Here is a 25,261-nt window from a genome sequence, read left to right as displayed (position 1 = left end):
CGGTGGAGGCTATTCGAAGCGGAGGGCGTCGACCGGCTGCAGCCGCGCCGCGACCTGGGCGGGCCAGGTGCCGAAGACGATGCCGACCAGCGCGCTGAAGCCGAGCGCCAGGGCGAAGGTCGCGGGCTCCAGGGTGAAGGCCCAGCCGCCGAGCGCGGCGACGATCGCGGAGACGCCGATGCCGAGGCCGAGCCCGATCACGCCGCCGGTCAGCGAGAGCACGGTGGCCTCGATGATGAACTGGGTCAGGATGTGCCGGCGGCGGGCGCCGATGGCCCGGCGGATGCCGATCTCGATCGTCCGTTCCCGGACCGAGACCAGCATGATGTTCATGATCCCGATGCCGCCGACGACGAGGCTGATCGACGCGATCCCGCCGAGCAGCAGGGACAGCGTCGCCTGCACGGTCGCCAGCGTGCTGACCAGGGCAGCGAAGTTGGTCACGCTGAACGGCGCGTCGTCGCCGGCCAGCGAGTGCCGGGCCTTGAGGGTCGCGTTGATCGCGGCCTGGACCTCTTCGATCCGGTCCGGGTCGTCGACCTCGACCGTGATGGTGCCGAGGTACGGGGTGGCGGCGAACATGCCGCGCGCCGTGGCCAGCGGGAGGTAGACCGCACCGTCGGCGCCGAACCCCTGCGCGTCGTCGAGGATGCCGACCAGCAGGAAGTCGCTGCCGGCCACGGTGATCGTCCGCCCGATGTCCGAGCCACGCACCCCGAGCGCGTCGGCGGTGGCGCTACTGATCACGGCGGTACGGCTGTCGCCGGCCTCAGCCCAGTCGGGCAGGAACGCACCGGCCGCCAGCGTCGGCGCCGCCACCTCGGCATAGGTCGGCGAGACGCCGGTCAGGCTGGCCGTCGTCTCCTGCGCGCCGAACCCGACGGTGCCCCGGGTCGCGGCCTGGCCGCTGGTCTGCGCGACGCCCGGCAGGGCGGCGATCGCGGCGTCGTCGGCGTCGGTGAGGTAGGTGTCCGACTGGGCCGAGACGGTGATCCGGCTGGAACCGAGCGCGGACAGCGAACCGGTGATCCCGCTGATCGCCCCGTTGACGATCGAGGTCAGCGCGACCAAGGAGGCGACGCCGATGATCACACCGAGCATGGTCAGGAACGAGCGCACCCGGGCGGCCAGGATCCGTTGCAGCGCGAGCCGGGCGATCGCGAACCCGCTCATGATCGAACTCCGGTCGCGGCTCGGGTAGCGACGGGCGCCCGGTCGACCAGGTCGTCGCTGGTGATCTTGCCGTCCCGCAGGTGGACGTGCCGGCCCGCGACGGCGGCGACCTCGGCGTCGTGGGTGATCAACACGATCGTCCGGCCGTCGTCGTTGAGCCCGCGCAGGATCTCCATCACCATCTCGCCGGACCGGCTGTCCAGCGCCCCGGTCGGCTCGTCGGCCAAGATCAACGCGGGATCGGTGACGATGGCGCGGGCGATCGCGACCCGCTGCTGCTGCCCGCCGGACAGCATGGTCCGATCATGGGTCAGCCGGTCGGCCAGGCCGAGATCGCCGAGCACGTCGGTGGCCAGCCGCCGGGCCGCGCGGCGGCTCATTCCCTGGTACAGCAGGGGAGACGCGACGTTTTCCAACGCCGACATCCGCGGCAGCAGCTGGAACTGCTGGAACACGAAGCCGATCGCGCGGCTGCGCAGCTCGGTCAGCGCGTCGTCGTCGAGCCGTTCGGTGTCGTAGCCGGCGATCTCGACCCGGCCCGCGGTCGGCCGGTCCAGGCAGCCGATCAGGTTCATCATCGTCGACTTGCCGGAACCGGACGGTCCGACGATGGCCAGGAACTCGCCGGGCTCGATGATCAGCGACACCCCGGCCAGCGCCGAAGTCACGGTCTCGCCGGTCAGGTAGTCCCGGCGGACGTCGCTGAGCCGGATCACCGGGGTCATCGGCCGGTCTCCCCGGCTGCCGTACCGCCACCGGCGCTGTCGTCGTCGAACGGGCCGCCGCCGAACTGCGGCGCCGGCTGTGGCGCGCCCTGCCCGGCATCGCCGATGATCACGTCGTCGCCGGTCCGCAGGCCCTTGGTGATCTCCACCCGGGTGTCGCCGACCAGGCCGACCGTGACCGGCCGGACCTCGATCGTCCCGTCCGCGCGCAGCAGCCGTACGGTCGAGTCGCCGTTCTGGTCCGCGACCGCGGTCAGTGGCACCGACAGCGCCTGGTCCCGGGAACTGATCGTGATCTTGGAACTGACGCTCATCCCGATCCGGGCTGACTTGGGCAGCCTGCTGACCCGGATGATCACCTGGTACGTCTGCACGGCGGCATCCGAGCCGGCCCCGTCCGAACTCCCGTTGCTGGTGGCGCTCTGCGCGATCTCGGCGATCGTCCCGTCGAAGCCGGTCCGGTCGGTGTCCAGGCTGAGCTCGACGTTCTTGTCCTCGGCCAGCCGGATGACGTCGTACTGGCTGACCTCGACGACGACCTCGGATCGGCCGACGCCGAGCGTCGCGACCTCGGTGAGGACGGCCTGCTTGGCCGAGCTGACCGACCGTACGACGCCGTCGAACGGGGCGTCGACGTCGACCTTCTCGTCGTCGGCGTCACGGACGACGGCGAGCAGGTCGCCCTTCTCGACCCGCTCACCGGGACCGACCTTGAGCTCGTCCAACGTATACGTCGCCGTCTCGGTCGAGCCGGACGTGGAGCCCTGCGAACCGGACTGCTCCGTCTCCTGGCCGTGGACTGCGAGCAGCACCGGATCGGCCTCCGGCCGGATCGAGTACGTGTAGCGGTCCGCGATCACGCCGGTGTCGCTGACCGTCTTGCGGACCACGCCCTTCCCGACCGACTCGGTCAGATGGCTGCTGCCGGCCGTCGGCGCGGCCGGCCGGCCGAGGACCAGCCCCAACCCGGCGGCGGCCACCCCGATCACTGCCAGGGTCGCCGTCGCCACCCCGCGTGCTGCCCGTCCCATCGCGGCTCCTTCGTATCGCCGGCCGTGCCGACCGGTCTGCTGTCGAGCCTGGCTCGGCGGGACCGCAAAAACATCGTGCAGCCGGCGCACTCGGCCTACTGCGGGCGCAGTAGCCGGATCTACGCCGGACGGGGGATCGAATGCGGGCGGAAGATCGGGAATGATCGATGCAGCGCCGGCGCCGGTGCGTCCACTGCGGGGTGGTCGAGAGGAGATCAGCGTGGCCCAGACGATCTCGCCGCACCGACCAGCGGTGCTGCCCAGCCACTGGTCCGCCCTGCCGCGGCCGGTCCGCGACGCCGTGACCGCGGCGGTGCTGCTGGCCTTCAGCGTCATTCCACAGTTCATCACCGTGCTGCGCACCTCGCCGTGGCTCGTCGCGCTGTCCGCCGCCGTGGCCGTGGCCGTCGTGCTGCTGCGGCGCCGGGTCGAGCTGGTCGCGTTCGCGGTCGCCGGGTCCGCCCTGGTGCTGACCACCGTCGTCGACCACACCTATCCGGGCGCGATCCTGCCGGCCGCCGTCGCGCTCTACACGGTGACCAGCCGGCGTGGCCGGCGGGCCGGCCTGATCTGCCTGGGCTGCGCCGTCGCGGCCGTCCTGCTGGCGTACGTCCTCTCGCCGACCGCCACCTGGAGCGGCCGCGGCGACGGCCCGAACCCGCTGACCGGGCCGGCTCTGCTGACCGCGGCGGCGGCCCTGGGCGAGACGCACCGGGCTCGGCGGGCCTACATCAGGGAGATCACCGAGCGGGCCGAGCGCGCCGAGGCGACCCGGGAGTCGGAGGCGCAGCGGCGGGTCGCCGAGGACCGGCTGCGGATCGCCCGCGACCTGCACGACGTGGTCGCCCACCAGATCGCCGTGATCAACCTGCAGGCCAGCGTCGCCTCGTCCGCGCTGCCCGACCGGCCCGAGGCGGCCGAGGCCTCGCTCCGGGTGGTCCGGGACTCGGCCCGCTCGGTGCTGCAGGACATCGGCGGCCTGCTGGCGATGTTGCGCGACGAGTCCGAGGGCCGGGCCGTCGCGCCGGCCGAGCCGGTGGCCTCGCTGGACCGGCTGGACGAGCTGGTCGACGGGTTCCGCCGGGCCGGGCTGCGGGTCGAGCTGGCCTGGTCGGCGGCTCCCGGCACGCTGCCGCCGGCGGTCGACCTGGTCGCGTACCGGGTGATCCAGGAGGTCCTCACCAACGCCCACAAGCACGGGACCGGCGAGGTCGCCCTGACGGTCCGCCGCGATCCGTACTCGCTGATGATCATGGCTGACAACCCGGTCCCGGACGGCACCGAGCCGGTGGGGATCGAGGGTTGGGGACACGGGCTGCAGGGGATCCGGGAGCGGGTCGGGTCGGTCCGCGGCGCCGCCGAGGTGTTCCGGCCGGACGGCAGGTTCATGATCACGATCCGGATCCCGCTGACGCCCGATCGGGTCGCCGCGGGCGTGGAACAGGAGTCCTGATGACGGTCGGCGTGATCATTGTGGACGACCAGGCCTTGATCAGGTCGGCCGTCCGCAGCCTGCTCGACGGCGACCCCGAGCTCACCGTGCTGGGCGAGGCCCGCAACGGCGCCGAGGCGGTGCAGCTGGTCCGGACGCTGCGCCCGGCCGTGGTCGTGATGGACATCCGGATGCCCGGGATGGACGGCATCGAGGCCACCCGGATGATCATGGACGACCCGGAGACGGCCGGCTGCCAGGTGCTGATCCTGACCACGTTCGAAGATGATCACTACGTGTTCCAGGCGCTGCGGGCGGGGGCGAGCGGCTTCGTCGGCAAGGGCGCCGGCCCCGACGAACTCGTCCAGGCGGTCCGGACGATCGCACGTGGCGAGGCCCTGCTCTCGGCCCGCGCCACCCGGGCCCTGATCGACCGGTTCGTCCCGCGGACCCCGCAGACCGTGCCGGAGATCACGCCGGAGGCGGCCGGGCTGACCGAACGGGAACTGGAGATCGTCGTCCTGGTGGCCCGCGGGCTGTCCAACGACGAGATCGCCGAGCACCTCGTGATCAGCCCGCTCACCGTGAAGACCCACATCAACCGGTCCATGGCCAAGCTGTCCGTGCACGACCGAGCCCAGCTGGTGATCTTCGCCTACGAGCACAACCTATTCTCCCGGTACGGCAACGTCGGCTGAATCACCGTCGACGCTTCGGTGATCGGAAAACGCCCCGGAGATGTCGAGCGCGCGATATCGGCATCGGAGTCCTTCGCCGGTCAGGCGAGCCGGTCGATGATCACCGTGCGCTCCGGTACGGAAGCGTCGGCGATCGACCAGCCGCCGTCCAGCGCCTCCCGGGCCCGGCCGAAGCGCTCCGGCGTGTCGGTATGCAGCGTGATCAACGGCTGACCCGTGGTCACCCGATCACCGGGCTTGGCGTGCAGCTGGACCCCGGCCGCGGCCTGCACCGGATCCTCCTTGCGGGCCCGGCCGGCACCCAGCCGCCAGGCCGCGATCCCCACCGCGTAGGCATCCAGCGTGGCCAGGATCCCGTCCGCCGGCGCGGTGATCACCTCGGTCTCCCGGGCGGTCGGCAGCGCCGCGTCCGGGTCGCCGCCCTGCGCGCTGATCATGGAACGCCAGACGTCCATCGCCCGGCCGGAGGCCAGCGCGTCGGCCGGATCCTGATCATCGCGGCCGGCGGCGGCGAGCATCTCCCGGGCCAGGGCGAGGGTCAGCTCGACCACGTCGGCCGGGCCGCCGCCGGCCAGCACCTCGACCGATTCGGCGACCTCGAGCGCGTTGCCGGCGGTCAGCCCGAGCGGCGTCGACATGTCGGTGACCAGCGCCACCGTACGCACGCCGGCCGCGCCGCCGAGCTCGACCATGGTCCGGGCCAGGGCCCGGGCATCCTCGGGCTGCTTCATGAACGCACCGGACCCGACCTTCACGTCCAGCACCAGGGCCCCGGTGCCCTCGGCGATCTTCTTGCTCATGATCGACGACGCGATCAGCGGGATCGACTCGACCGTCCCGGTGACGTCGCGGAGCGCGTACAGCTTCGCGTCGGCCGGCGCCAGCCCGGCCCCGGCGGCGCAGATCACCGCGCCGACGTCCTCCAGCTGCCGCAGCATCGCCTCGTTGCTGAGCTTCGCCTGCCAGCCCGGGATGGACTCCAGCTTGTCCAGCGTGCCGCCGGTGTGGCCGAGTCCGCGCCCGGACAGCTGCGGCACCGCGACCCCGCAGGCCGCCACCAGCGGCGCCAGCGGCAACGTGATCTTGTCGCCCACCCCGCCGGTCGAGTGCTTGTCCGCGGTCGGCCGGGATAGCCCGGAGAAGTCGAGCCGCTCGCCGGTGTTGATCATGGCCTGGGTCCACCGGGCCAGCTCGGTGCCGTCGAGTCCGCGGAAGAAGATCGCCATCGCCAGCGCCGACATCTGCTCCTCGGCAATCGCGCCGCGGGTGTAGGCGTCGATCAGCCAGTCGATCTCCGCCTCGGCGAGAACCCCGCCGTCGCGCTTGGTCCGGATCAGATCGACCGTGTCGAAGGGCTCTGCCGTCATGCGAGCGAGTATGCCTGAGTCGGCCCGGCGCGGGTGACTCCGGCTGCGATGATCGGACCATGCCCATGTTTCTGATCACGATGGCGGAGCCGGCCCACTTCGATCGATGGGAGGCGATGACGGACTCCGAGCAGCAGGCGGTGCTCGATGCCTACGGCGCCTTCGTCGCCACGGTGCGGGAACGCGGGTCGGTGCATTACGGCGACGCCCTGGCCCGTCCCGACCAGGCCGTCACGCTGCGGCCGGGGTCAGCGGCCGACCGGGTCGCGGCTCCGGGACCGTACACCGAAACGGACCTGCAGCCGCACGGGATCTATGTCATCGAGCAGCCCGATCTGGAGGCGGCTGTGGCGGCGGCCCGGCTGCTGCCGGCGCCGTGCAGTATCGAGGTCCGGCCGCTGCTCGACGTGTACCACCACGCCCACCAGCCGGGCTGACGGCTGCGGCTACTGTGTCGCCATGCGTATCGCTCGTTTCTCGACCGGATCGGACCCGCAGTACGGCATCGTCGAACTCGCCGAGGACGGCGGCCAGCATCCCGACACCGTGGCGGTGCTCAACGGCGACCCGCTCGCGACGCCGGTCCAGCTGACCGGCGAACGGATCGAGCTCGACGCGGTCCGGCTGCTCGCCCCGGTGATCCCGCGCAGCAAGATCGTCGCGGTCGGCCGGAACTACGCGGCGCATGCGGCCGAGCTCGGCAACGAGGTGCCGGCCGTACCGCTCACGTTCTTCAAGCCGAACACGTCGGTGATCGGCCCGGGGGAGTCGATCATCCATCCCGACACCAGCAACGAGGTCAGCTTCGAGGGCGAGCTGGCGATCGTGATCGGCCGGATCGCCAAGGAGGTGCCGGCCGCCCGGGCCAAGGACGTGATCTTCGGCTACACGGTCGCCAACGACGTCACCGCCCGGGACCTGCAGAAGTCCGACGGCCAGTGGGCGCGGGCCAAGGGGTACGACACGTTCTGCCCGCTCGGTCCCTGGATCACCACCCACCAGAGCATCGAGGAGGTCAGCGACCTCACGATCCGGACCACGCTGGACGGCGAGGAACGGCAGCACGGCTCGACCAGCCTGATGATCCGCAAGATCCCGGAGTTGATCGAATACATCTCCTCCTACACGACCCTGTTGCCCGGCGACGTGATCCTGACCGGGACCCCGGAAGGCGTCGGTGTGATGAAGGCGGGCCAGGAGGTCAGCGTCGAGATCGACGGGATCGGTATCCTGACCAACCTGGTCACCGGCGGTTCCGGGACCAGCACTCCGACCACCTGAACGAACCGTAAGGAAAGCTCGATGACCCCCGACCCGGTGCTGGGTGACCTGGCACCCGAACAGGTCCGCGTCCGGTTCCCGCCGTCGCCGACCGGCAACCTGCACATCGGCAACGTCCGGAGTGCCTTGTACAACTGGGTTTTCGCCCGGCACCACGGCGGCACCTTCGTCCTGCGGATCGAGGACACCGACGCCGAACGCAACCTGGCCGAGTCCTACCGCAACATCTACGACTCGCTGCGCTGGCTCGGTCTGGACTGGGACGAGGGTCCGGAGAAGGGCGGGGAGTTCGGGCCGTACCTGCAGTCGGAGCGGCGTGAGCTCCACGCCGAGGTCGCGGCGAAGCTGCTCGAGGCGGGGCTGGCGTACAAGTGCTTCGACACGCCCGCCGAGCTGGAGGCGCGGCAGAAGGACCGGCCGAAGGGCGCTCCGCAGGGGTACGACGGCATCCACCGCAACCTGACGCCCGAGCAGGTGGCCGAGTTCGAGGCCCAGGGCAAGCCGTACGTGATCCGGATGAAGATGCCCGAGTCCGGCGCGATCACGTTCACCGACCTGGTCCGCGGCGACGTCTCGTTCGACGCCGCGCACCAGCAGGACTACGTCATCGTGCGGGCGAACGGGAATCCGCTCTACACGCTGGTCACCCCCGTCGACGACGCGCTGATGGGGATCACCCACGTGCTCCGCGGCGAGGACCTGCTGCCGTCCACGCCGCGCCAGATCGTGCTCTACCGGGCCCTCGCGGAGATCGGCGTCGGGCCGGGCCGGATCCCGATCTTCGGGCACCTGCCGACCGTGCTGGGCGAGGGCAACAAGCGACTGTCCAAGCGGGACCAGGGCGGCGGCCTGGCCGAGTACCAGGAGAAGGGCTACCTGCCGGAGGGGCTGCTCAACTATCTCGCCCTGCTCGGCTGGGGGATCGCCGACGACCGCGACGTGTTCACCATCGCCGAGATGGTGCAGGCATTCGACATCCGCAAGGTTAACGCCAGCCCGGCCCGGTTCGACCCGAAGAAGTGCGAGGCGATCAACGCCGAGCACATCCGGATGCTCGCGCCCGCCGAGTTCGTCGAGCACCTGTCCGGATTCCTCGGCCGCACCGGCCTGATCGGCGACCCGGCGACCGATGCGGAGCGGAAGTTGATCACCGACGTGGCGCCGCTGATCCAGGAGCGGATCAACACGCTGTCCGACTCGGTCGCCATGATCGACTTCCTGTTCACCGCCGACGACAAGATCATCATCGCCGCCGACGCCGGGTTGAAGGCAGACTCCGTCCCGGTCCTCGACGCGACGATCACCGCCTTGTCCGGACTCCAGGAATTCGATCATGAGGCGATCGAGGCCGCTCTGCGGTCGGCCCTGGTGGACGGCCTCGGCCTGAAGCCGCGGCACGCGTTCGGCCCGGTCCGGGCCGCGGTCACCGGGAAGCGGATCTCGCCGCCGCTGTTCGAGTCCCTGGAGTTGCTCGGGCGCGAGTCGACGCTGGCCCGGCTCACCGCGGCGCGGTCAGGCCTCGGCGGATGAACGATCGACGCCGGCAGCGGTCCGGCAATCCGGCGGTCCGCGGCGGCGCGGCCGAACCGAAGGCTCCCGCGAAGCCTCCGGCGCCGCGGCCGCAGCCGAAGGCCTCGTCCGCCGGGAGCGCTCCGGGCGGCAGGTTCGACGACGCGCTGGAGGTTCCGGCCGCCGGGCTGACGTACCCGCAACTGCTCCGGGTGCCCGGTTCGGCCTGGTGGCGGTCGCTACTCGGCGTCGCCTGCGGCCTGGCCCTGTTCCTGCTCCTGACGACGGTGATCAACCAGGCCATCGTGTTCGGCTTCTGGGCGGTCGGCTCGCCGCAGACACCGTACGGGGACTATGTGGCGGCCGCCACGCGGTTCGAGACGCCGGTCGGCATGCTCGGCGCAAACCTCGGCCTGGCCACCTTGATCGTGATCTGCGCGGTGCTGATGCCGCTGGTCCACCGGGTCAATCCGCGCTGGCTGATCTCGGTCCAGTCACACCTGCGCGGCCGCTATTTCGCGATCTGCCTTGCCCTCGGCATCGTCGCTCCGGTGCTGATCCAGGGACTCTCGACGCTGGTCGAGGGCGTCCCGGTGATCAAGCTCAATGATCATTTCTGGCTGTTCCTGATCGTGATCATCCTGACCTCGCCGCTGCAGGCGGCGGCCGAGGAGGTCTTCTTCCGCGGTTACCTGCTGCAGGCGCTGGGCAGCGTGATGAAGACTCCATGGTTCGGCATCCTCGCCTCGTCGTTGATCTTCGCGCTGTTCCACGGCGTGCAGAACCCGGCGCTGTTCGTCGACCGGTTCGCGTTCGGGCTGCTGGCCGCGATCCTGGTCTGGCGGACCGGCGGCCTGGAGGCGGGCATCGGGGCACACGTCGCGAACAACGTGCTGGCCTATCTGCTGGCCGGGCTGACCGGGACGATCTCCGCGACCCGCGGGATCCGCGAGATCGGCTGGGAGAACGCGGCCTTCGACGTCGGCGGCTTCGCCCTGTTCGCCCTGCTGGCCTTGCTGGTCGCGTCCCGGCTCAAGATCAGGCGAACCGTTCCGCCGCTGCCCCAACAGCAGTTTGGATAGGGTAACCTAACCTTCTCATTGCGAGGAGGGTTGCTGTGGCGCGGACGAATCTCACGGCTCGACGGATCAAGCCGGAGACCACCGAGTTGATCACGGTACGGGTGCTGCGCCGGGAGCTGATCTCGGAGCACTTCGTGCGGGTCACCGTCGGGGGAGCGGAGCTGGAACGGTTCGTGCCGCTCGGCTTCGACCAGTGGTTCCGGCTGTTCCTGCCGGTGCCCGGTGGCACCCTGGACCGGGTGCCGAGCCGGCTCACGACGCTGTCGTACGCGCGCTTCCTGACCGTGGCCAAGCTGGAGCGGCCGGTGCTGCGGAACTACACCGTGCGGGCCTTCCGGCCGATAGGTCCCGAGGGCCCGGAACTCGACATCGACTTCGTCCGGCACGGCTCGGGTTCGAACGGCTCTGGCGACGACGCCACCGCTGGCCCGGCCACGGTCTGGGCAGACACGTGCGAGCCGGGCGATGTGGCCGCGATCCTCGACGAGGGCGTCGGCTTCAACCCGCCGCCGGACACCGACCGGGTGATCCTGGTCGCCGACGAGACCGGACTGCCCGCCACCGCCGCCATCCTGGCCTCGCTGCCGGAGGGCACCCGAGGCGTCGCCGTGATCGAAGTGCCTGCGCTCGGCGACCGGCAGGAGCTGCCGGTGCCGTTCGGTGTCGAGGTCACCTGGGTGACGCGAGCCGACCCGACCGCCGTCCCCGGCCAAGCCGCCCTCGCCGTCGCCACCGACCTCGCCGGCCCCGACAGCACCGGCTACGGCTGGGTGGTGGGGGAGCAGTCGCTGGCCTCCGGCCTCCGCCGGCACTGGGTCCGAACCGGCACCCCGAAAGATCGCGTCATGTTCTGCGGCTACTGGCGCAGTCTTCGGTGAGATTCCGCCGCAGGGCGTTGCAGAGTTCGGTCAGTAAGGAACCATCGCGAACGAGTCTTGCGGTCCTGACCTGGCTCGAGGCGCACACCCGGAGTGAGTTTCAGCCGGACTTTGAGCCTGTTGCGGAATGGGGCCCAAGGGCGTTGCAGGTCGGACGGGGCCCGGTGCCGGGCGGCCCAACGTCGAGCGTGGAAGGTCAGGCCGCGTCTTGGCCCAGGTGACACAAACCTGCAATGGAACAGGCCTTGCCATCGATTTCGCGGCGGCGGGCTCAGACGGTCGTCGCAACAACGGTCTTGGGAGGTTGTTGTGGCGGTCGATGCTGGAGTGCGGGCGCGGGTGTTGGCGTTGGTGGCGGCGGGTGAGTCGTGTCGTGGTGCGGCGCGCCGGGTCGGGATTTCCTATCGGAGCGTGGTGCGGTGGGCCAATCTGGCCGGTATGGAGTTGCAGCCGGGCCGGATCGGCGGGATCGCTGGGGTCAGTGCGTTTCGGCGGTCACCGCGGGCGCGGCCTCCGCGGGTGCTGCCGGAGGGGGACTATCTGGCTGAGAACGGCCGGTTGACGCTGGCCGGGCGGGTGGTGATCGCGGTCCGGCTCCGGGACCAGTGGCGGCCTGCCGCGATCGCCCGGGCGTTGGGGGTGCACCGGTCCACGGTGAAGCGTGAGATCGAGGCCGGCAGCGTGGACGGTCGTTACCGGCCCAAGATCGCCCAGCGGCTGGCCGACGAGCGGCGTCGTCGGCCGAAGTCGGACCGGGTCAAGATCAGGCCCGGGACCGAGTTGTGGGACGAGTTGATCGCCCGGCTGAATGCCAAGCAGTCACCCGAGCAGATCGCCGGCAGGCTGGCCCTGGACTTCGCCGGGCGTGACGCTATGCAGGTGAGCCACGAAACGATCTACCAGGCCCTCTACGTGCAGGGCGCCGGGGCGCTACGCCACGAACTGGCCGTGGAGAAAGCGCTGCGGTCGGGCCGGACCAGCCGCCGGCCACGGTCCAAACTCGGACCACGGTCGAACCGGTCCTGGATCGGCACCGCCACCATCACCGCCCGCCCGGCCGAGGCCGAGGATCGGGCCGTGCCCGGTCACTGGGAAGGCGACCTGATCATCGGCGGCGGTAACCAACGCTCGGCGCTGATCGCCCTGTTCGAACGCACCACCCGGTTCTGCCTGATCAGCCGGATCACCGTCCATGACGCCGCGACCGTGACCGACCGGCTCACCGAGATGGCCGCCCGGCTCCCGGCAGCGTTGTGGCGGTCCCTGACCTGGGACCAAGGCGTGGAGATGGCCGACCACGCCCGGTTCACCATCGCGACCGGTTGCCCCGTGTTCTTCTGCGATCCCCACTCGCCCTGGCAACGCCCGACCAACGAGAACGGCAACGGCCTGCTCCGAGAGTTCTTCCCCAAAGGCACCGACTTCACCAAGATCACCGACGAGCAAGTCGCCGAAGCCGAACACCTCCTCAACACCCGCCCCCGCAAGATCTTGATACCAGACCCCCGCTGAGAAGCTTGCTCAACTAATCACTGTTGCGAAAGCAGCTTGAATCCGCCGGCCTTCGGGCAGTGGTTGCCTTGCAGATTTGTGACACCACCTCCTGCCTGGACTGGTGCGAACCGGACGGGACGCGCAGGGTTGTCGCGTCGAGGGCTCAGGTCGGCGCCGTCCGGTCGATGCAGCCTGTCGCCGCGGAATCTGCGACGGGCCTCTCGTGGCGGCGGAAATCCGCAGCAGTACGTGTCGTTTGGTGAACGGGCTGAATCCCCAACACGGTCAACTCCCGGCGAGCACTCCCACTCACCGGCGGAAGTTCACTGCGCAGCGGGGTTGGCCGATGAGTTCTCGGTGTCTTCGAGGTCAGTCCCGGGTATGACGCGTGATCGATGGGTACGCGAGAATCCGAGGTCCCTCGAGGCCGGCCGGGTGATCGACGCCCCGGTCGGCGACATCTTCCGCTTCCTGAGCGACCCGAGGAACCATGCCCGGCTCGACACCAGTGGCATGGTTCGCGGCGCCGCATCGGATGCCGTGATCACCGGGGTCGGGGACGTGTTCGTGATGAACATCTGCAACGAGTTCAAGGGCGAACACCAGGATGAGAACCACGTGGTGACCTTTGAACCCGGCCGCGCCATCGGCTGGGCTCCGGCGGAGCCCGGTGCGGTCCCGGCCGGCCACACGTGGACCTGGCACCTGGAACCGCTCGGTGCTGACCGGACCCTGGTGCGACACGCCTACGACTGGTCCCGCTTCACCCATCTCGCGATGCTGCAGCACCTGCCCGTGATCGACGGCCGCCAGTTGCAGGAGTCGATCGACCGGCTGGCCGCCGCGCTCGGTCCGGCAAGGACCCAAGATCAAACTGACCACACTGAGCGGACGCGTTGACCTCGATTCGACCTCGGTTTGTCGGTCAACGCGTCCGCTCGGCGCAGCGGTCGGTCAGCGCTCGGTGGCTCGGCGCTTCGCCTCTTCTTCGGCTTGCCGCTTGGCCGCTTCGTCCTTCGCGGCTTTCGCCGCTTCGCGTTCGGCTGCCTCCTGCTTCGCCGCCTTCTCCGCGGCTTCGCGCTCGGCGGCCCCGCCCTTCTGCTTCTGCTCCTGTTCGGCGGCGCGTTTCTCGGCTTCGGCCTGCTTCTGCTCCTGTTCGGCGGCGCGTTTCTCGGCTTCGGCCTGCTTCTGCTCCTGTTCGGCGGCGCGTTTCTCGGCTTCGGCCTGCTTCTGCTCCCGTTCCTTGGCGCGTTTCTCGCCTTCGGCTTGCTCGGCAGCGCGCCGCTCGGCCTCGGCCTGCCGCTTGGCGGCCTCCTCCTTGGTGCCCTCCCGCTCCGGCCCGGTGCGCTCTTGATCACGACTGGCAGTCGCGGCGGGTGGCTTGGGCTGGTCGGCCGGCTGGCTGATCGTGCCGGCGCTCTGCAGGGTGCCGATCAGCAGGGCGGACAGGGCCAGGGCCGCGATGCCGCCGGCGGCTGCACCGGCGTTGCGGCGGCGACGCTGCCGCGCCGAGCGGGCCCGAGCAAGATCATCGGCGACCGAGCCGGCCGGCGGTTCGCCCACGTAGCACTCGGTGAAGTCGATGGTGTCCTGTTGATCATGATGAAGGCTCATGGTTGTCCGTTCCTTCCGGTGCCGACGGGGTCCGCCGGTGTTCCGAGCTGTGCTGACAAGATCGTGTTGAGGCGTTCGAGGGCTCGCGAGGTCTGGCTCTTCACGGTGCCGGTGGTGATGCGGAGATCCTTCGCCACCTCGGCGACCGAGCAGCCCCAGCAGTGTCGGAGCACGACGATCCGTCGTTGCCGGGCCGGCAGCTGCTGCAGTGCGTCGAGCAGTGCCGAACGCTCCTCGTACGCCAGCGGTGTCGACTCGTCCACCAGCTCGAGCAGAGCGTCGTCGGGCACCGTGCGCCGCCTCGACGCGCTGCGCCACTCGTTGATCGCGGTCCGGCCGATGATCCGCCGGAGGTACCCTTCGGCACCCTCCGGCCGGACCCGTGGCCAGGCCAGGTAGAGCTTGATCAGCGCCTGCTGCACGATGTCCTCGGCGAGTCCCCAGTCACCGCACATCAGGTACGCCGCGCGCCGGCACCTGGTTCGGTGCGCGGTGACGAAGTCGGTGAACTCCGCGTCTCGCCCGTTCATCGCCCTCCCGTGATCGGTTTCGATTCCCTCACCGTGACATACACCGGGCGGACCCGATCGGTTGTCAGCCGACCCGGAATCTTCGGTTCGGGCGGGCGGGACGCGATCTTGACATCCCGGTCGGCAATGAGAGTGTGAGGTACGCCGTCGAAAGGATCATGATCATGAGGTTCACCGACAAGGTCGTCGTCGTCACCGGCGGAGCTGCGGGCATCGGCCGCGCCACCGGCGAGCTGATCGCCGCCGAGGGCGGGTCGATCGTCGTCGCCGACCTGGACCAGGGGCTGGCCGACGAGACCGCAGCCGCACTCCTGGAGCTCGGGGCGCCGCGGACCATCGCGGTCCGGGTCGACGTGGCCGACGAGGAGGACGTCCGGGCGCTGGCCGACCGGTGCCGGATCGAGTTCGGCCGGGTCGACGTCTTGATCAACAACGCGGCGGCGCGGCTCTGGGGACCGGTCACCGACGCGACCGTGGAGTCCTGGCAGCAGATCGTCGCGGCTAACCTGATCAGTGTCGGGCTGACCGGCAAGCACCTGATCCCGCTGATGCCGCCCGGCGGCGCGATCGTCAACGTGTCCTCCGCCAACGGCATCGTCGGCCGGCAGGGGATGGCGCAGTACGACGCCACGAAGGCGGGCGTGCTCGGGCTGACCCGGGCGATGGCTTGTGATCATGCCGAGGCCGGGATCCGGATCAACGCCGTGCTGCCCGGTCCGACGCTGACCGACTTCCACAAGAACCGGCTCCGGGCAGAGGGCAGGGAGATCGATCTCAGCCGGCTGGAGCCGCACAAGGGCGGCCCGGGCATCCTGCGGCGGCAGGCCCGGCCGGTCGAGATCGCGCACCCGATCGTGTTCCTGGCCAGCGACGACGCCTCGTACATCACCGGGACGATGCTGTCCGCCGACGGCGGGCTGGCCGCGGTCTCCGGCCACATCGGCTGACGTCCGGGCCGGGATTCGCCGCAGGAAAGGGGTTCCGGGGCCTCCCGGCCGGCCGTAGAGTGTGATCATGGAAGCCAGACTCACCTCGCGGCGGTCACTGTTGATCGGCGCCGGAGGACTCGCACTGGCTGCGGGCATGGGTACGCACGCGGAGGCACTCGGGCGGCACCCTCAAGATCATTCGAACCGGCTGCCGGAGACGGTTGCGCTGCCGAACGGGTTCCGACCCGAGGGCATCGCCTCCGGTCCCGGCACCCGCGGCTACGTCGGGTCGCTCGCCGACGGCGCGGTGGTCGCGGGCAGCCTGCGCGCCGGGCGGCTGGAGCCGCTCTGGCCCGGTGAGCCCGGCCGGGCCGTGCGCGGAATGATGTTCGATCACCGGACGGGGCTGCTCTGGGTGGCCGGTCAGGTCCAGGCAGCCGGCTTCGTCTGGGCGATCCAGGCCTGGTCCGGGGCTGTCGTCACGGCGATCCCGGTGCCTGGCTCGGTGTTCCTCAATGATCTCGTGATCACCCGGTCCGCGGTCTGGGTCACCGACTCGCGGCTGGTGCCCGACCGGCTGACCAAGATCGCGCTGCGGCGCACCGGCAGACCGACCGGGTCCGATCCGACCTTCCTCCCGCTCGGCGGCGACTGGCCGGCCGGCAGCGGCTCCGGCGTCAACGCGAACGGCATCCGCGAGCTGCCCGACGGCTCCCTGTTGCTGAACAACTCGGCCGTCGGCGGCCTCTGGCAGGTCGACCCGCGGACCGGCGACACCAGGAACGTGCCGGTGCACGGCGGTCCCGGGATCACCGCCGGCGACGGGCTGCTGATCGAGGGCCGGACGATCTACGTGGTCCGCGGCTCCGGTCAGGCCGAGATCTCGGTGCTGGCGCTTGATCGTTCCCGCACCGGTTGGAGCGCACAGTGGCGCGGCACCCGGACGGCCGACACGCTCGACGTCCCGTCCACTGCGACCCTGGCCGGCGGCGCACTCTGGGCGGTCAACGCCCGCTTCGGCGTGCCGGACCCGGGCACCGCCGAGTACTGGATCACCCGACTCCGCCGGTGACGGGTCTGGGCCCAACTCGGCTGCGATGTCGGTGGTCGGCCCTAAGCTGACATCATGAGCGCACAGCCGGTCCACGACGACAGCGACCCCGAGGACCCCGCTGAGATCTTGCGGGTGCTTCCCGAGAAGTGGCATTCGAGCTTTCTCGACGATTACCACGCGGCACTCGAGGCGGCACACGAGGTTCAGCATTGGGGAGAACTCCGGCTCCTGCTTCGTCTTTGGAGGCTGCGATCAATCGCCTACAGCAACCCCGAGTTCGAGCGGTCGCTCCTGGAAGCGAGTCGAGCACGACCGGGCAGTGGTACGCCGGTTCCCGGGCTGGACGACTGGAAGTGACCTATCGGGCGCAACTCATCGCCCAGGGAATGCTGCAGTTCCACGAACTCCAACGAGACCACGAGGGACTGATCTCGTTCTACGTAGACGATGACGCCGAAATCCTCTACATCTTCAACCTGGTGTGGGCGGGTTAGTTCAGCCCTCGACCGCGCGTAGCGCGATGTCGTCCAGTTGCAGGATCGCGTCTCCGCCGTCGGCGCCGTACCCGAGCAGCACGGTGATCGTGTCGACGCCCTCCGGGACCTCGATCACGGTCGACTGCTTCAGGTAGCTGTCCGCGACCGTCGGTGCGACTTCCTTGATCGACTCGCCGCCCTCCCAGCGGGCGCCGATCATCACCCGCCGGACCACCGCTGAGGTACGGAACCAGCCGGACAGTTCGATCTTGCTGCCCGGGACGACGCTGATCCGCTGGGTCACGTACTGTTCGCCGAGCGTCTCCGAGGTTCGGACCCAGGCGTTCTTCTCGCCCGAGTGGGACAGGTTGCCGCCGCCGTCGAAACCGTGGCCGGCCTTGCCCTCGAAGCCCCAGACGGGTCCGTAGTCGGAGGTCTGTTCGAAGCCGCCGTCGATCAGTTGCTGCCGGTGCGAGGCGGACAGCTCGGCCAGTGACGTGTAGCGGTGATCACCGCCGGCCGGCCCGATCAGCCGGACCCCGGTCGCGGACACGGTCGGGAACCGCAACGTGTACGCCTTCCGGGCGCCGGCCCGGCCGGCGACGAAGGCCGGGCTGATCAACTGGCCGCGGACGTCGACCCAACGGCCGTCCACCCGGGCCTGCACCTTGGGCGTGGAGACGAACCAACCGCCGTCCCGGCCGGCCCGCCCGGTGGTGAAGTCGACCCGGTTCAGGTCGACCTGCTCCGGCCAGGTGTAGCCCCACCAGCCCTGGTCCTTCACCTCGCCGTCGCGATCATCGACCTGGCTTTTCGCCGACCCGTCCCGGAGCGCCTCCAGGTCCGGCTGCCGGGCCGACTTCGACACCGGTACGGCATCGTCCCGCCGGCCAAGATCAACATCGGCGACCGGGTTGTCGGCCGGACCGTCCCGCAGCGGGACCAGCTCGACCCGCCGCAGCGAGTAGTGGTAGGAGACGCTCGGGTTCGGCAGGCCGCAGCAGACGTTGGACTGCAGCAGCATCGACCGCCCGTCCTCGGACAGGAACTTCGACGGCAGCGTCGTGCCGTAGCCGCCGAAGATCTCCGGCTGCAGGTTCAGCGCGGTGTAGTCGCGGTCGGCCATCCGCCGCCACGGCCCCCACGGCTGCGGCGCCTCGTACAGGTGGTGCGCATACTCCGACCAGCTCGAGTAGAGGTAGCGGCCCAGCGGCTTGTCGTACAGCACGTGTCCCTGCGACAGCACGGAAAGATCGTTCCGCAGACCTTGATCGAACATCCGCTGATAGACACGGCGCTCGTCGGTCAGCACCGGTTTCCGATCATCGATCTGGGCTGACCAGGCGGGTGCCGAAGCCGTGCCGGAGAAGAACTCCCAGGCCGTCCGGTCGGCGACCTGCTCGGCCGGCACCCGGGCCAGGAACAGGTCCGTCGGATCCGGAACGGTGTCACGATAGGAGTCGCGCCAGTTGCCGTCCAGCCCGTACGCGTAGACGTAGCCGTCCGGTGCCCAGGCGCCGCCCTTGCCGTAGTCGGCGAACCAGATCGTCGTAAAGACATGATCATCGAACATGGGCCCGGTCTCGTCCCAGGTCCAGGTCTTCCCGCCGTCCTCGGACTTCGCGATCGTCGCGGCCGGCGCGTCGTCGAAGTTGTGCGACAGGTCCTGCACGGCGAGGTAGAGCGTGTTGCCGACGCAGACCATGCCGGTCGGCTTGCGGCTGTAACCGCCGGTGGTCCAGACCCGGCCCACATCGTCGCCGACCGCGAGGTTGGCGCCGGCAAGATCATCGGCGGGCCCGGTGAGTTTGGCGACCCCGATGTCGAAGAAGGCGCCGTCCAGATCGAAGCCCCGTCCGTCGCCCCAGGCCGAATACAGGTTGTCGTCGTCGGCCCAGCAGGACGGCCAGAGATCACCGTCGGCCGCGGTGCCGTACCGCTCCGCCGATTCGATCCAGGCCGTCCCGATCCAGTCGCTCGGTTCGGCCTCCTGGCGGGTCGCGCGAGGCTCGGCCCACGCCGAGGACGCACCGATCATGATCAGAAGGATAGCGATCACGAACGTGCCCTGAGCCTGTCGAAGGGTCCTGGTCGGGGGCTTCGACAGGCTCAGCCCGCGTGTTCTCGGTGATCCCGCCAGTCGACACCGCATCGTGTCATCCCTTCGTTCCTCGGTTCGTTCCTAGGAGAGCCGTCCGGCCTGTTCCGGATCTGGTGCCACGGTAGCGGCTCCTTCCTCCTCCTCGGCCTCGACCTCGGCCAGGTTGATCCGGTCCTTCCAGCGCCGGTTCGGGTCGGGGATCGGCACCGAGGCCAGCAGTTGCGCCGTGTAGGAGTGCTTCGGCCGGGTCATCACCTCGCTGACCTTGCCGCGTTCGACGATGACACCGCGGTGGATCACCATCACGTCGCCGCCCAGATAGTGCACCGTGGACAGGTCGTGCGTGATGAAGAGGGTCGTCATCCGGTAGGTCTCCTGGAAGTCGAGCAGGATGTCCAGGAAAGCCTTGCGCACCTGGGCGTCCAGCATCGACACCGGTTCGTCCGCGATCACGAACGCCGGCCGCAGCATGTGGATCCGGGCCAGCATGATCCGTTGCCGCTGGCCGCCGGAGAGCTGGTGCGGATAGCGACCGAGCACCTGCTCCGGGTCCAGCCGGACCGCCTCCAGCGATTCCTTGATCAACTCCAGGCCGTCCTGGGGCGTCTTGGCCAGCCGGAACTTCTTCACCGCGGTCTGCAACACCCGGTCCACCCGGTAGAACGGGTTGAAGATCGCGTACGGGTCCTGGAACACGGGCTGGACGTTGCGCCGGTAGTCGTCCGAGGCGGCCCGGCTGAGCCGGTAGATGTCCTGCCCGTTGTACGTGATCGTCCCGGCGGTCGGCTTCTGCAGGCCGAGGATGTTCCGGGCGATCGTGCTCTTGCCGCTGCCGCTCTGGCCGACCAGGCTGATCACCTGGGGCGGCTCCGAGGTCAGGTCGAAGGTGGCGTCGTCGACCGCGGTGAGGTAGCCGCCGGCCGCCCCGCGGGCGTGGAACCGCTGCTGCACCTGCCGCAGCTCGATGATCTTGGACTCCGGTGCGGGCGTATTGGTCATCGGACCGCTCCTTCTTCCTGGCCCGACCGTTCGGGTGTTTCCATCCGGGGGATGGAGGCGATCAGGCCGCGGGTGTAGTCGTCCTTGGGTGCGTCGAACACCTGGAAGACGTCGCCGACCTCGACGATCCGGCCCCGGTGCATGACGGCGACCCGGTCCACCAACTGGGCGTGGACGCCCATGTCGTGGGAGATCACCACCAGCGTGACCCCGTACTGCTCGCGAAGATCGGCCAGGCTCTGAAGGATCACCCGCTGGATCGTCACGTCCAGCGCGGTCGTCGGCTCGTCGGCGATGATCAGGTCCGGCTCCAGCGCGACGCAGATCGCCATCAGCACCCGCTGCTTCATGCCGCCGGACAGCTCGTGCGGATACATCTGGGCGACCCGGGTCTCCAGCCCCACCTGGCGGAGCAGCCGCGGCACCATCTCCCGCACCTCGCCCTTCCGGTTCGGCGCATGCTCGATGATCACGTCGGCGAACTGGTCCCGGATCCGCATCACCGGGTTGAGCGAGTTCATCGAACCCTGCGGGAGATAGGAGAGGTTGCGCCAGCGGAGCGCCCGCAGGGCGCGGCCCTGGGTCTTGATCAGGTCGACCGGCGTGCCGCCGTCGGGCCGGAACGTGATCGAGCCCTGGGCGATCTGGCCGGGCGGCTTGAGCAGGCGGAGCAGGGCCAGCGCGAGGGTGCTCTTGCCACTGCCGGACTCGCCGGCGATGCCGAGGATCTCGCCGCGCCGGACGTCCAGGTCGACGCCCTGGACGGCGGTGAAGGCGCCGGTGCTGGTCGCGTACTCCACCGTGAGGTCGGAGACCTCGAGGATGTTGTCCGTTGCTTTCTCGGAGTCGCTAGGCACCGGTCACACTCCTCAGCCGGGGGTTGTAGACCTCTTCCAACCCGATGTTGATCAGGTTCAGCGCCGCGAACAGCAGAGTCAGCAGCGCGATCGGCACCACGAACATCGGCCAGGCGCCGAGGGTCAGGGCGCCGGTGTTGATCGCGTTGAAGATCAGGTGACCGAGATCGATCACGCCGGACGGCCCGAGACCGATCACCTCCAGACCGATCAGGCCGAAGATCGCGCCGAGCGCGGCGTTGGCGAAGCCGACGCCGATGTACGGCAACAGGTTCGGCAGCAACTCCTTGATGATGATCTCCAGGTCGCGGGCCTTGCTGACCTTGGCCAGCTCGACGTACGGCCGGGATCTCAGGCTGAGCACCTGCGACCTGATCGTCTTCGCCGCGAACGGCCAGGCGAAGATCGACAACATCAGGCCGACCTGGAACAGCGTCACTTCGCGGGTGTACGCAGACAGCGCGATCAGCAACGGGAAGGTCGGGATCACCAGCAGGATGCCGGTGAAGGTGGACAGGACGCTGTCCACCCAGCCGCCCTTGTAGCCGGCGATGAACGCGACCACGACGCCGACGGCGGTCGAGATGACGCCGGCGATGCCGCCGATCTGCAACGAGACCGCGGTGCCCTTGACCACCATGGCCAGTACGTCCCGGCCGAACTGGTCGGTGCCGAACGGGTGCGCCGCGGACGGCCGCAGCCATTTCCGGTACGCGGCGATCTCGATCGGGTCGGCACCCTGACCGATCGCGCCGACGATCAGTGGCGCCGACAGCGCGAACAGGACCAGCGCGGCGATGATGATCAGGCCGGCCAGCAGTTTCGGGCTGCCGGCGATGGTCCGGCCGACCGCGGCGACGAACCGGCGGGCCCCGCCCGCGACATCGGGCCGACCGGTGTCGGCGACTTCGGATGAGGACATGATCATCACCGCCAGTACTTCACTCGGGGATCCAGCAGCGGAAGCAGCAGATCCAGGATCAGGTTCGCGGTCAGGACGAAGAAGATCGAGATCGTGGTCACGGCGAGCACCGTGTTGAAGTCGAGCTGGTTGATCGCGGTGACCAGGGTGAAGCCGAGACCGGGGTAGTTGAACAGCTGCTCCACCAGCAGGTTGCCGTTGAAGATGAAGCCGAGCGAGATGCCGAAGCCGGTCACCTGCGGCAGGTAGCAGTTGCGCAACGCGTACCGGGTCAGGATCCGGTTCGGGTGCAGTCCCTTCGCCTCGGCGTAGTGCAGATAGTCCTCGCCGAGGATCGGCACCATCAGCATCCGGGTCGACAGCAGCCAGTTGAACACGCCGATGATCACGATCGAGCCGGCCGGCAGCAGCCCGTGCTGGATCAGGCTGCCGATGAACTCGGGGGAGAAGGCGACCGGGATCGCGGAGTCGTACGCCGAGCGGTTCGGCAGGATGCCGAGCAGGTAGGAGAAGACGTAGACCAAGATCAACGCCAGGAAGTAGAACGGCACGTGGCCGAGCGCGATCGACGTCGTGGTGGCCACCTCGGCGCCGATCTTGCCGCGCCGCCAGCCGGCGACGGCGCCGGCCAGGATGCCGAGGACGAAGGCCAGCACGGCGGAGATGCCGAGCAGCCCGACCGTCCAGGGCAGCGACTGGCCGACCACCTCGAAGGCCGGCGTCGGATAGTTGATCAAGGACGGGCCGAGGTCCTGCTCGAAGATCAAGCGCTGCATGAACCGCAGGTACTGGACGAAGATGTTGCCGTCCAGGCCGAACTCCTCGCGGTACTTGTCGATCACTTCCTGGCTGGCCTGCTGGTTGTAGACGTAGTTCTGCGCCAGCGTCTGGATGAACGTCTGCACCGGGTCGCCGGGGATCAGCCGGAAGAAGAAGAACGCGATCGTCAGCGAGCCCCAGAGCTCGACCAGATAGAGGCCGAACCGCCGGATCCCGTACTCCAGCAGGGGATGGGCGGACAGGAACCCGCGCAGGACAGGTGTCTTCGCCGGCCCGGGGCTGCTGCGCTCCCGGACCGCCGTGTCGGCACTCACGGCTCGACCTGGCCCGTGGGCTCCAACCTGCCGATCACGAACATGAAGTGTCCCCACCAGTTGAGCGGGACCTGGTAGAGGTCCTCGTCGGTCGGCCAGCCCTTCCAGTACGTGGTGTTGTAGTACTGCGGGTACCCGGTCTGGATGATCGGGATCACCGGCAGGTTCTGGTAGTAGATCTCCAGCGCCTGGTCCAGCAGCGGCTTGGCCTCCGGCGAGGTCGGATCCATGTTGGCCAGCTGCTTGGAGAGTTGATCAAGCTGCGGGTTCCGGAACCGGGTCTTGTTCTTGTCCACCGCGTTCTTGCCGACCGGCTGGGCGCGGTCGCTCTCCAGGTCGCGATACAGCTGCTCCGGGTCCTGCGAGATGTGACAGACCCAGTTGTCGGCGATGTCGAACTCGCCCTTCTGGAACTTCTCGTCGTGCACCGAGCCGCTCAGGCTGCGCATCGTCGTGGGTACGCCGAGCTTGTCCAGCTCGGTCTTGAGCATCGTGCCGATCACGTACTCGGGGCCGTCGACCGGGACCGGCGTGATGATCTCGATGGTGGCCGGCTTGCCCTTGTAGGTGCGCTTGCCGTCCGTACCCTTGGGGGCGATCTCGTCCAGCAGCTGGGCGGCCTTGGCGGGATCGTAGGTCAGCGGATACTTGTCGGCGATCGCCGGGTTCTTCCACTGCTCGAGGCTGGCGTAGTCGGCCCACGGGTACTGGGCCGGCGCGGTCTCCACCGGCCAGACCGCCCGGGCGATCTTGGGCCGGTCGATCAGGTAGCTGACCACCCAGTGCATCTTCGGTTCGGAGATCAGGCCCCGGGACGGATCGTTGTTCAGCCAGAACGCCCGCGGGCACGGGTCGTTGAACTGGGTCGTGATCAGATTCGGGTAGCCCTCGGCCCGGAGCTGCTTGGCGTGTTCCTCGTTGATCGACCCGACGTCGATCTGGACCCGCTCGAACGCCAGTGCCGCCGCGTCGGCCTGCTTCGCGGTGCTCTGGTAGATCACGTACTCCGGCTTGGGGTCGAGATTCTCCTTGTTCCAGTAGTCCGGGTTCTTCTTCCAGACGAACATCTTCTGGTTCTGGATCGCCTCGTCGAGGACGTACGGGCCGGTCCGGATCGGCGGGTTGTCCTTGAACTTGGTCGGTTCCTGCTTCTCCCAGATGTGCTTCGGCCGGACGTCGAACGAGCCGAGGATCGTGGTGATGAAGCCGTAGTGGATCCGCGGGTTCGACTTCTTGAGTTGGAGGACAGCGGTCTGCGGGTCCGGCGTCGCGACATCCTTGAGGAACTCCGCCCAGTCACCGCCACCGCCGAGCAGGTCCTTCCGGTCGCGCAGCAGCCGCAGTGTGAACTGCAGGTCCGCGGAGGTGAACGGCTCGCCGTCGCTCCACTTGGCCCGCGGCTCCAGGTTCAGCGTGAGCTCGGTGAAGTCGGGGTTGTAGCTGTAGTTCGTGGCCAGCCAGTTGATCCGCTCGCCGGTGGCCAGGTTGAGGTAGAAGAGGTATTCCTTGCAGAACACGTCCATGCCGGAGCCGGAGGGGACCCCGTTCGGGACGAACCCGTTCCAGCTGTTGAAGACGGTGTATTCGGTCTGGCCGACGATCAGCGTCTGCTCCCGCGGGGTCGGGATGTTCGCCTTGGCGATCTTCACCGTCCCGGTCGGCGAGGGCTTGCTGGAGCCGGTCGGCTCGTCACCGTACGACCCGCCGTCGTCGCCGGAGCATCCGGCCAGACCGGCGAGGGCCGCCGCGCCGCCGAGGCCGAGCAGCCCGCGGCGGTTGAACTGATAATCGAGTACGTCTCGCACATTCTCGTACTGGGCCATGGCAGACCATCCCTTCGGGCGCAACGTTGCGGGGATCTGAAAATCCGAGTTGGTTAAATCAATCCCTTTTAGTTGTTCTGGTCAAGGTCCATCTCACGGCCCGCAGCCCGCTTCGTCCGCATCGTGGAACCGGCGGATTCGTCAACCCTTCCGGGGGGCTCCTTGCACAACAAGTCGGCAACGAAATGTGCG

General features: G+C 69.1%; 24 protein-coding genes and 1 pseudogene. 13 read left to right on the top strand and 12 right to left on the bottom strand.

Translation table 11 applies throughout. From position 1 onward, the window contains the following. Window positions 1-9: 9 nt before the first annotated feature. From BKA15_RS04125 to BKA15_RS04115, 3 genes are read right to left on the bottom strand one after another with little or no spacing between them, the layout of a single operon-like run. Window positions 10-1,173 carry an ABC transporter permease gene (locus BKA15_RS04125; protein ID WP_179748343.1) on the bottom strand — a complete coding sequence of 388 codons (1,164 nt, stop codon included), beginning with the start codon at window positions 1,171-1,173 and terminating at the stop codon, window positions 10-12. After that, a complete protein-coding gene (locus BKA15_RS04120) occupies window positions 1,170-1,898 on the bottom strand; it encodes an ABC transporter ATP-binding protein (protein WP_218871060.1) in 729 nt (242 codons plus the stop codon). The genes BKA15_RS04125 and BKA15_RS04120 overlap by 4 nt, the downstream gene beginning before the upstream one ends. Continuing rightward, a complete protein-coding gene (locus tag BKA15_RS04115; protein ID WP_179748341.1) occupies window positions 1,895-2,929 on the bottom strand; it encodes an efflux RND transporter periplasmic adaptor subunit in 1,035 nt (344 codons plus the stop codon). The genes BKA15_RS04120 and BKA15_RS04115 overlap by 4 nt, the downstream gene beginning before the upstream one ends. A 220-nt stretch (window positions 2,930-3,149) precedes the next feature. Between BKA15_RS04115 and BKA15_RS04110 the strand changes: the two genes are divergently transcribed. Then, window positions 3,150-4,382 (top strand): sensor histidine kinase, encoded by a 1,233-nt coding sequence (locus BKA15_RS04110; RefSeq protein WP_179748340.1) that lies wholly within the window; start codon window positions 3,150-3,152, stop codon window positions 4,380-4,382. Then, on the top strand, window positions 4,382-5,059 hold the full coding sequence (locus BKA15_RS04105; protein WP_179748338.1) for a response regulator transcription factor: 678 nt from the start codon (window positions 4,382-4,384) through the stop codon (window positions 5,057-5,059). Before BKA15_RS04110 ends, BKA15_RS04105 begins: the two co-directional genes overlap by 1 nt. Before the next feature lie 80 nt (window positions 5,060-5,139). Here BKA15_RS04105 and BKA15_RS04100 read toward each other — a convergent pair whose 3' ends face one another. After that, window positions 5,140-6,426 (bottom strand): thymidine phosphorylase, encoded by a 1,287-nt coding sequence (locus BKA15_RS04100; protein ID WP_179748335.1) that lies wholly within the window; start codon window positions 6,424-6,426, stop codon window positions 5,140-5,142. Between the two features lie 59 nt (window positions 6,427-6,485). Here BKA15_RS04100 and BKA15_RS04095 point away from each other — a divergent pair, with 59 nt between their 5' ends. The 8 genes and pseudogenes from BKA15_RS04095 (at window position 6,486) to BKA15_RS04065 (ending at window position 13,570) form a co-directional block, all read left to right on the top strand. Next, window positions 6,486-6,863 (top strand): YciI family protein, encoded by a 378-nt coding sequence (locus BKA15_RS04095; protein WP_218871059.1) that lies wholly within the window; start codon window positions 6,486-6,488, stop codon window positions 6,861-6,863. A 22-nt stretch (window positions 6,864-6,885) separates the two neighbouring features. Further along, complete coding sequence (locus BKA15_RS04090) at window positions 6,886-7,707, top strand: fumarylacetoacetate hydrolase family protein (RefSeq protein WP_179748333.1); 822 nt, start codon at window positions 6,886-6,888, stop codon at window positions 7,705-7,707. Window positions 7,708-7,728: 21 nt separating this feature from the next. Then, a complete protein-coding gene (gene gltX, locus BKA15_RS04085; RefSeq protein WP_179748330.1) occupies window positions 7,729-9,237 on the top strand; it encodes a glutamate--tRNA ligase in 1,509 nt (502 codons plus the stop codon). Continuing rightward, window positions 9,234-10,298 (top strand): CPBP family intramembrane glutamic endopeptidase, encoded by a 1,065-nt coding sequence (locus tag BKA15_RS04080; RefSeq protein ID WP_179748328.1) that lies wholly within the window; start codon window positions 9,234-9,236, stop codon window positions 10,296-10,298. Before gltX ends, BKA15_RS04080 begins: the two co-directional genes overlap by 4 nt. 35 nt (window positions 10,299-10,333) lie before the next feature. Further along, window positions 10,334-11,176, top strand: coding sequence for a siderophore-interacting protein (locus BKA15_RS04075; RefSeq protein WP_179748326.1), 843 nt, complete (start codon window positions 10,334-10,336; stop codon window positions 11,174-11,176). A gap of 93 nt (window positions 11,177-11,269) precedes the next feature. Then, window positions 11,270-11,557, top strand: a pseudogene (locus tag BKA15_RS37195) (hypothetical protein); the annotation flags it as partial. A 57-nt stretch (window positions 11,558-11,614) separates the two neighbouring features. Beyond that, entirely contained in the window at window positions 11,615-12,688 is a 1,074-nt protein-coding gene (locus BKA15_RS04070) for an IS30 family transposase (protein ID WP_246322251.1), read from the top strand. Window positions 12,689-13,051: 363 nt separating this feature from the next. Then, window positions 13,052-13,570, top strand: coding sequence for an SRPBCC family protein (locus BKA15_RS04065; RefSeq protein ID WP_179748324.1), 519 nt, complete (start codon window positions 13,052-13,054; stop codon window positions 13,568-13,570). A 54-nt stretch (window positions 13,571-13,624) separates the two neighbouring features. Here BKA15_RS04065 and BKA15_RS04060 read toward each other — a convergent pair whose 3' ends face one another. Next, a complete protein-coding gene (locus BKA15_RS04060) occupies window positions 13,625-14,284 on the bottom strand; it encodes a cell envelope integrity protein TolA (RefSeq protein WP_179748322.1) in 660 nt (219 codons plus the stop codon). Then, on the bottom strand, window positions 14,281-14,814 hold the full coding sequence (locus tag BKA15_RS04055; protein ID WP_179748320.1) for an RNA polymerase sigma factor: 534 nt from the start codon (window positions 14,812-14,814) through the stop codon (window positions 14,281-14,283). Before BKA15_RS04055 ends, BKA15_RS04060 begins: the two co-directional genes overlap by 4 nt. Before the next feature lie 164 nt (window positions 14,815-14,978). On the opposite strand from BKA15_RS04055, the gene BKA15_RS04050 reads away from it, so the two are divergent. From BKA15_RS04050 to BKA15_RS04040, 3 genes are all read left to right on the top strand, one after another. Then, a complete protein-coding gene (locus BKA15_RS04050) occupies window positions 14,979-15,761 on the top strand; it encodes an SDR family NAD(P)-dependent oxidoreductase (protein ID WP_218871058.1) in 783 nt (260 codons plus the stop codon). A 67-nt stretch (window positions 15,762-15,828) separates the two neighbouring features. After that, the gene (locus BKA15_RS04045; RefSeq protein WP_179748316.1) at window positions 15,829-16,815 is read left to right on the top strand and encodes a hypothetical protein; all 987 of its coding nucleotides are present in this window, start codon (window positions 15,829-15,831) and stop codon (window positions 16,813-16,815) included. Between the two features lie 54 nt (window positions 16,816-16,869). Continuing rightward, window positions 16,870-17,154, top strand: a complete 285-nt coding sequence (locus BKA15_RS04040) for a DUF6247 family protein (RefSeq protein ID WP_179748314.1) — start codon at window positions 16,870-16,872, stop codon at window positions 17,152-17,154. A 138-nt stretch (window positions 17,155-17,292) separates the two neighbouring features. Here BKA15_RS04040 and BKA15_RS04035 read toward each other — a convergent pair whose 3' ends face one another. From BKA15_RS04035 to BKA15_RS04010, 6 genes are all read right to left on the bottom strand, one after another. Then, window positions 17,293-19,311, bottom strand: a complete 2,019-nt coding sequence (locus BKA15_RS04035) for a DUF4185 domain-containing protein (RefSeq protein WP_179748312.1) — start codon at window positions 19,309-19,311, stop codon at window positions 17,293-17,295. A 144-nt stretch (window positions 19,312-19,455) separates the two neighbouring features. Then, window positions 19,456-20,373: an ABC transporter ATP-binding protein gene (locus BKA15_RS04030; protein ID WP_179748310.1), complete on the bottom strand. Its 918-nt coding sequence runs from the start codon at window positions 20,371-20,373 to the stop codon at window positions 19,456-19,458. Continuing rightward, complete coding sequence (locus tag BKA15_RS04025) at window positions 20,370-21,230, bottom strand: ABC transporter ATP-binding protein (RefSeq protein WP_179748308.1); 861 nt, start codon at window positions 21,228-21,230, stop codon at window positions 20,370-20,372. The genes BKA15_RS04030 and BKA15_RS04025 overlap by 4 nt, the downstream gene beginning before the upstream one ends. Next, window positions 21,223-22,152 (bottom strand): ABC transporter permease, encoded by a 930-nt coding sequence (locus BKA15_RS04020; protein WP_179748306.1) that lies wholly within the window; start codon window positions 22,150-22,152, stop codon window positions 21,223-21,225. Before BKA15_RS04020 ends, BKA15_RS04025 begins: the two co-directional genes overlap by 8 nt. 5 nt (window positions 22,153-22,157) lie before the next feature. Then, entirely contained in the window at window positions 22,158-23,246 is a 1,089-nt protein-coding gene (locus tag BKA15_RS04015; RefSeq protein WP_179748304.1) for an ABC transporter permease, read from the bottom strand. Then, window positions 23,243-25,069, bottom strand: coding sequence for an ABC transporter substrate-binding protein (locus BKA15_RS04010; RefSeq protein WP_179748302.1), 1,827 nt, complete (start codon window positions 25,067-25,069; stop codon window positions 23,243-23,245). Before BKA15_RS04010 ends, BKA15_RS04015 begins: the two co-directional genes overlap by 4 nt. Between the last annotated feature and the right edge of the window lie 192 nt (window positions 25,070-25,261).

The sequence above is a fragment of the Microlunatus parietis genome (assembly GCF_013407955.1).
Taxonomy (GTDB): Bacteria; Actinomycetota; Actinomycetes; order Propionibacteriales; family Propionibacteriaceae; genus Microlunatus; species Microlunatus parietis.
This window is presented reverse-complemented; position numbering and strand designations above follow the sequence as displayed.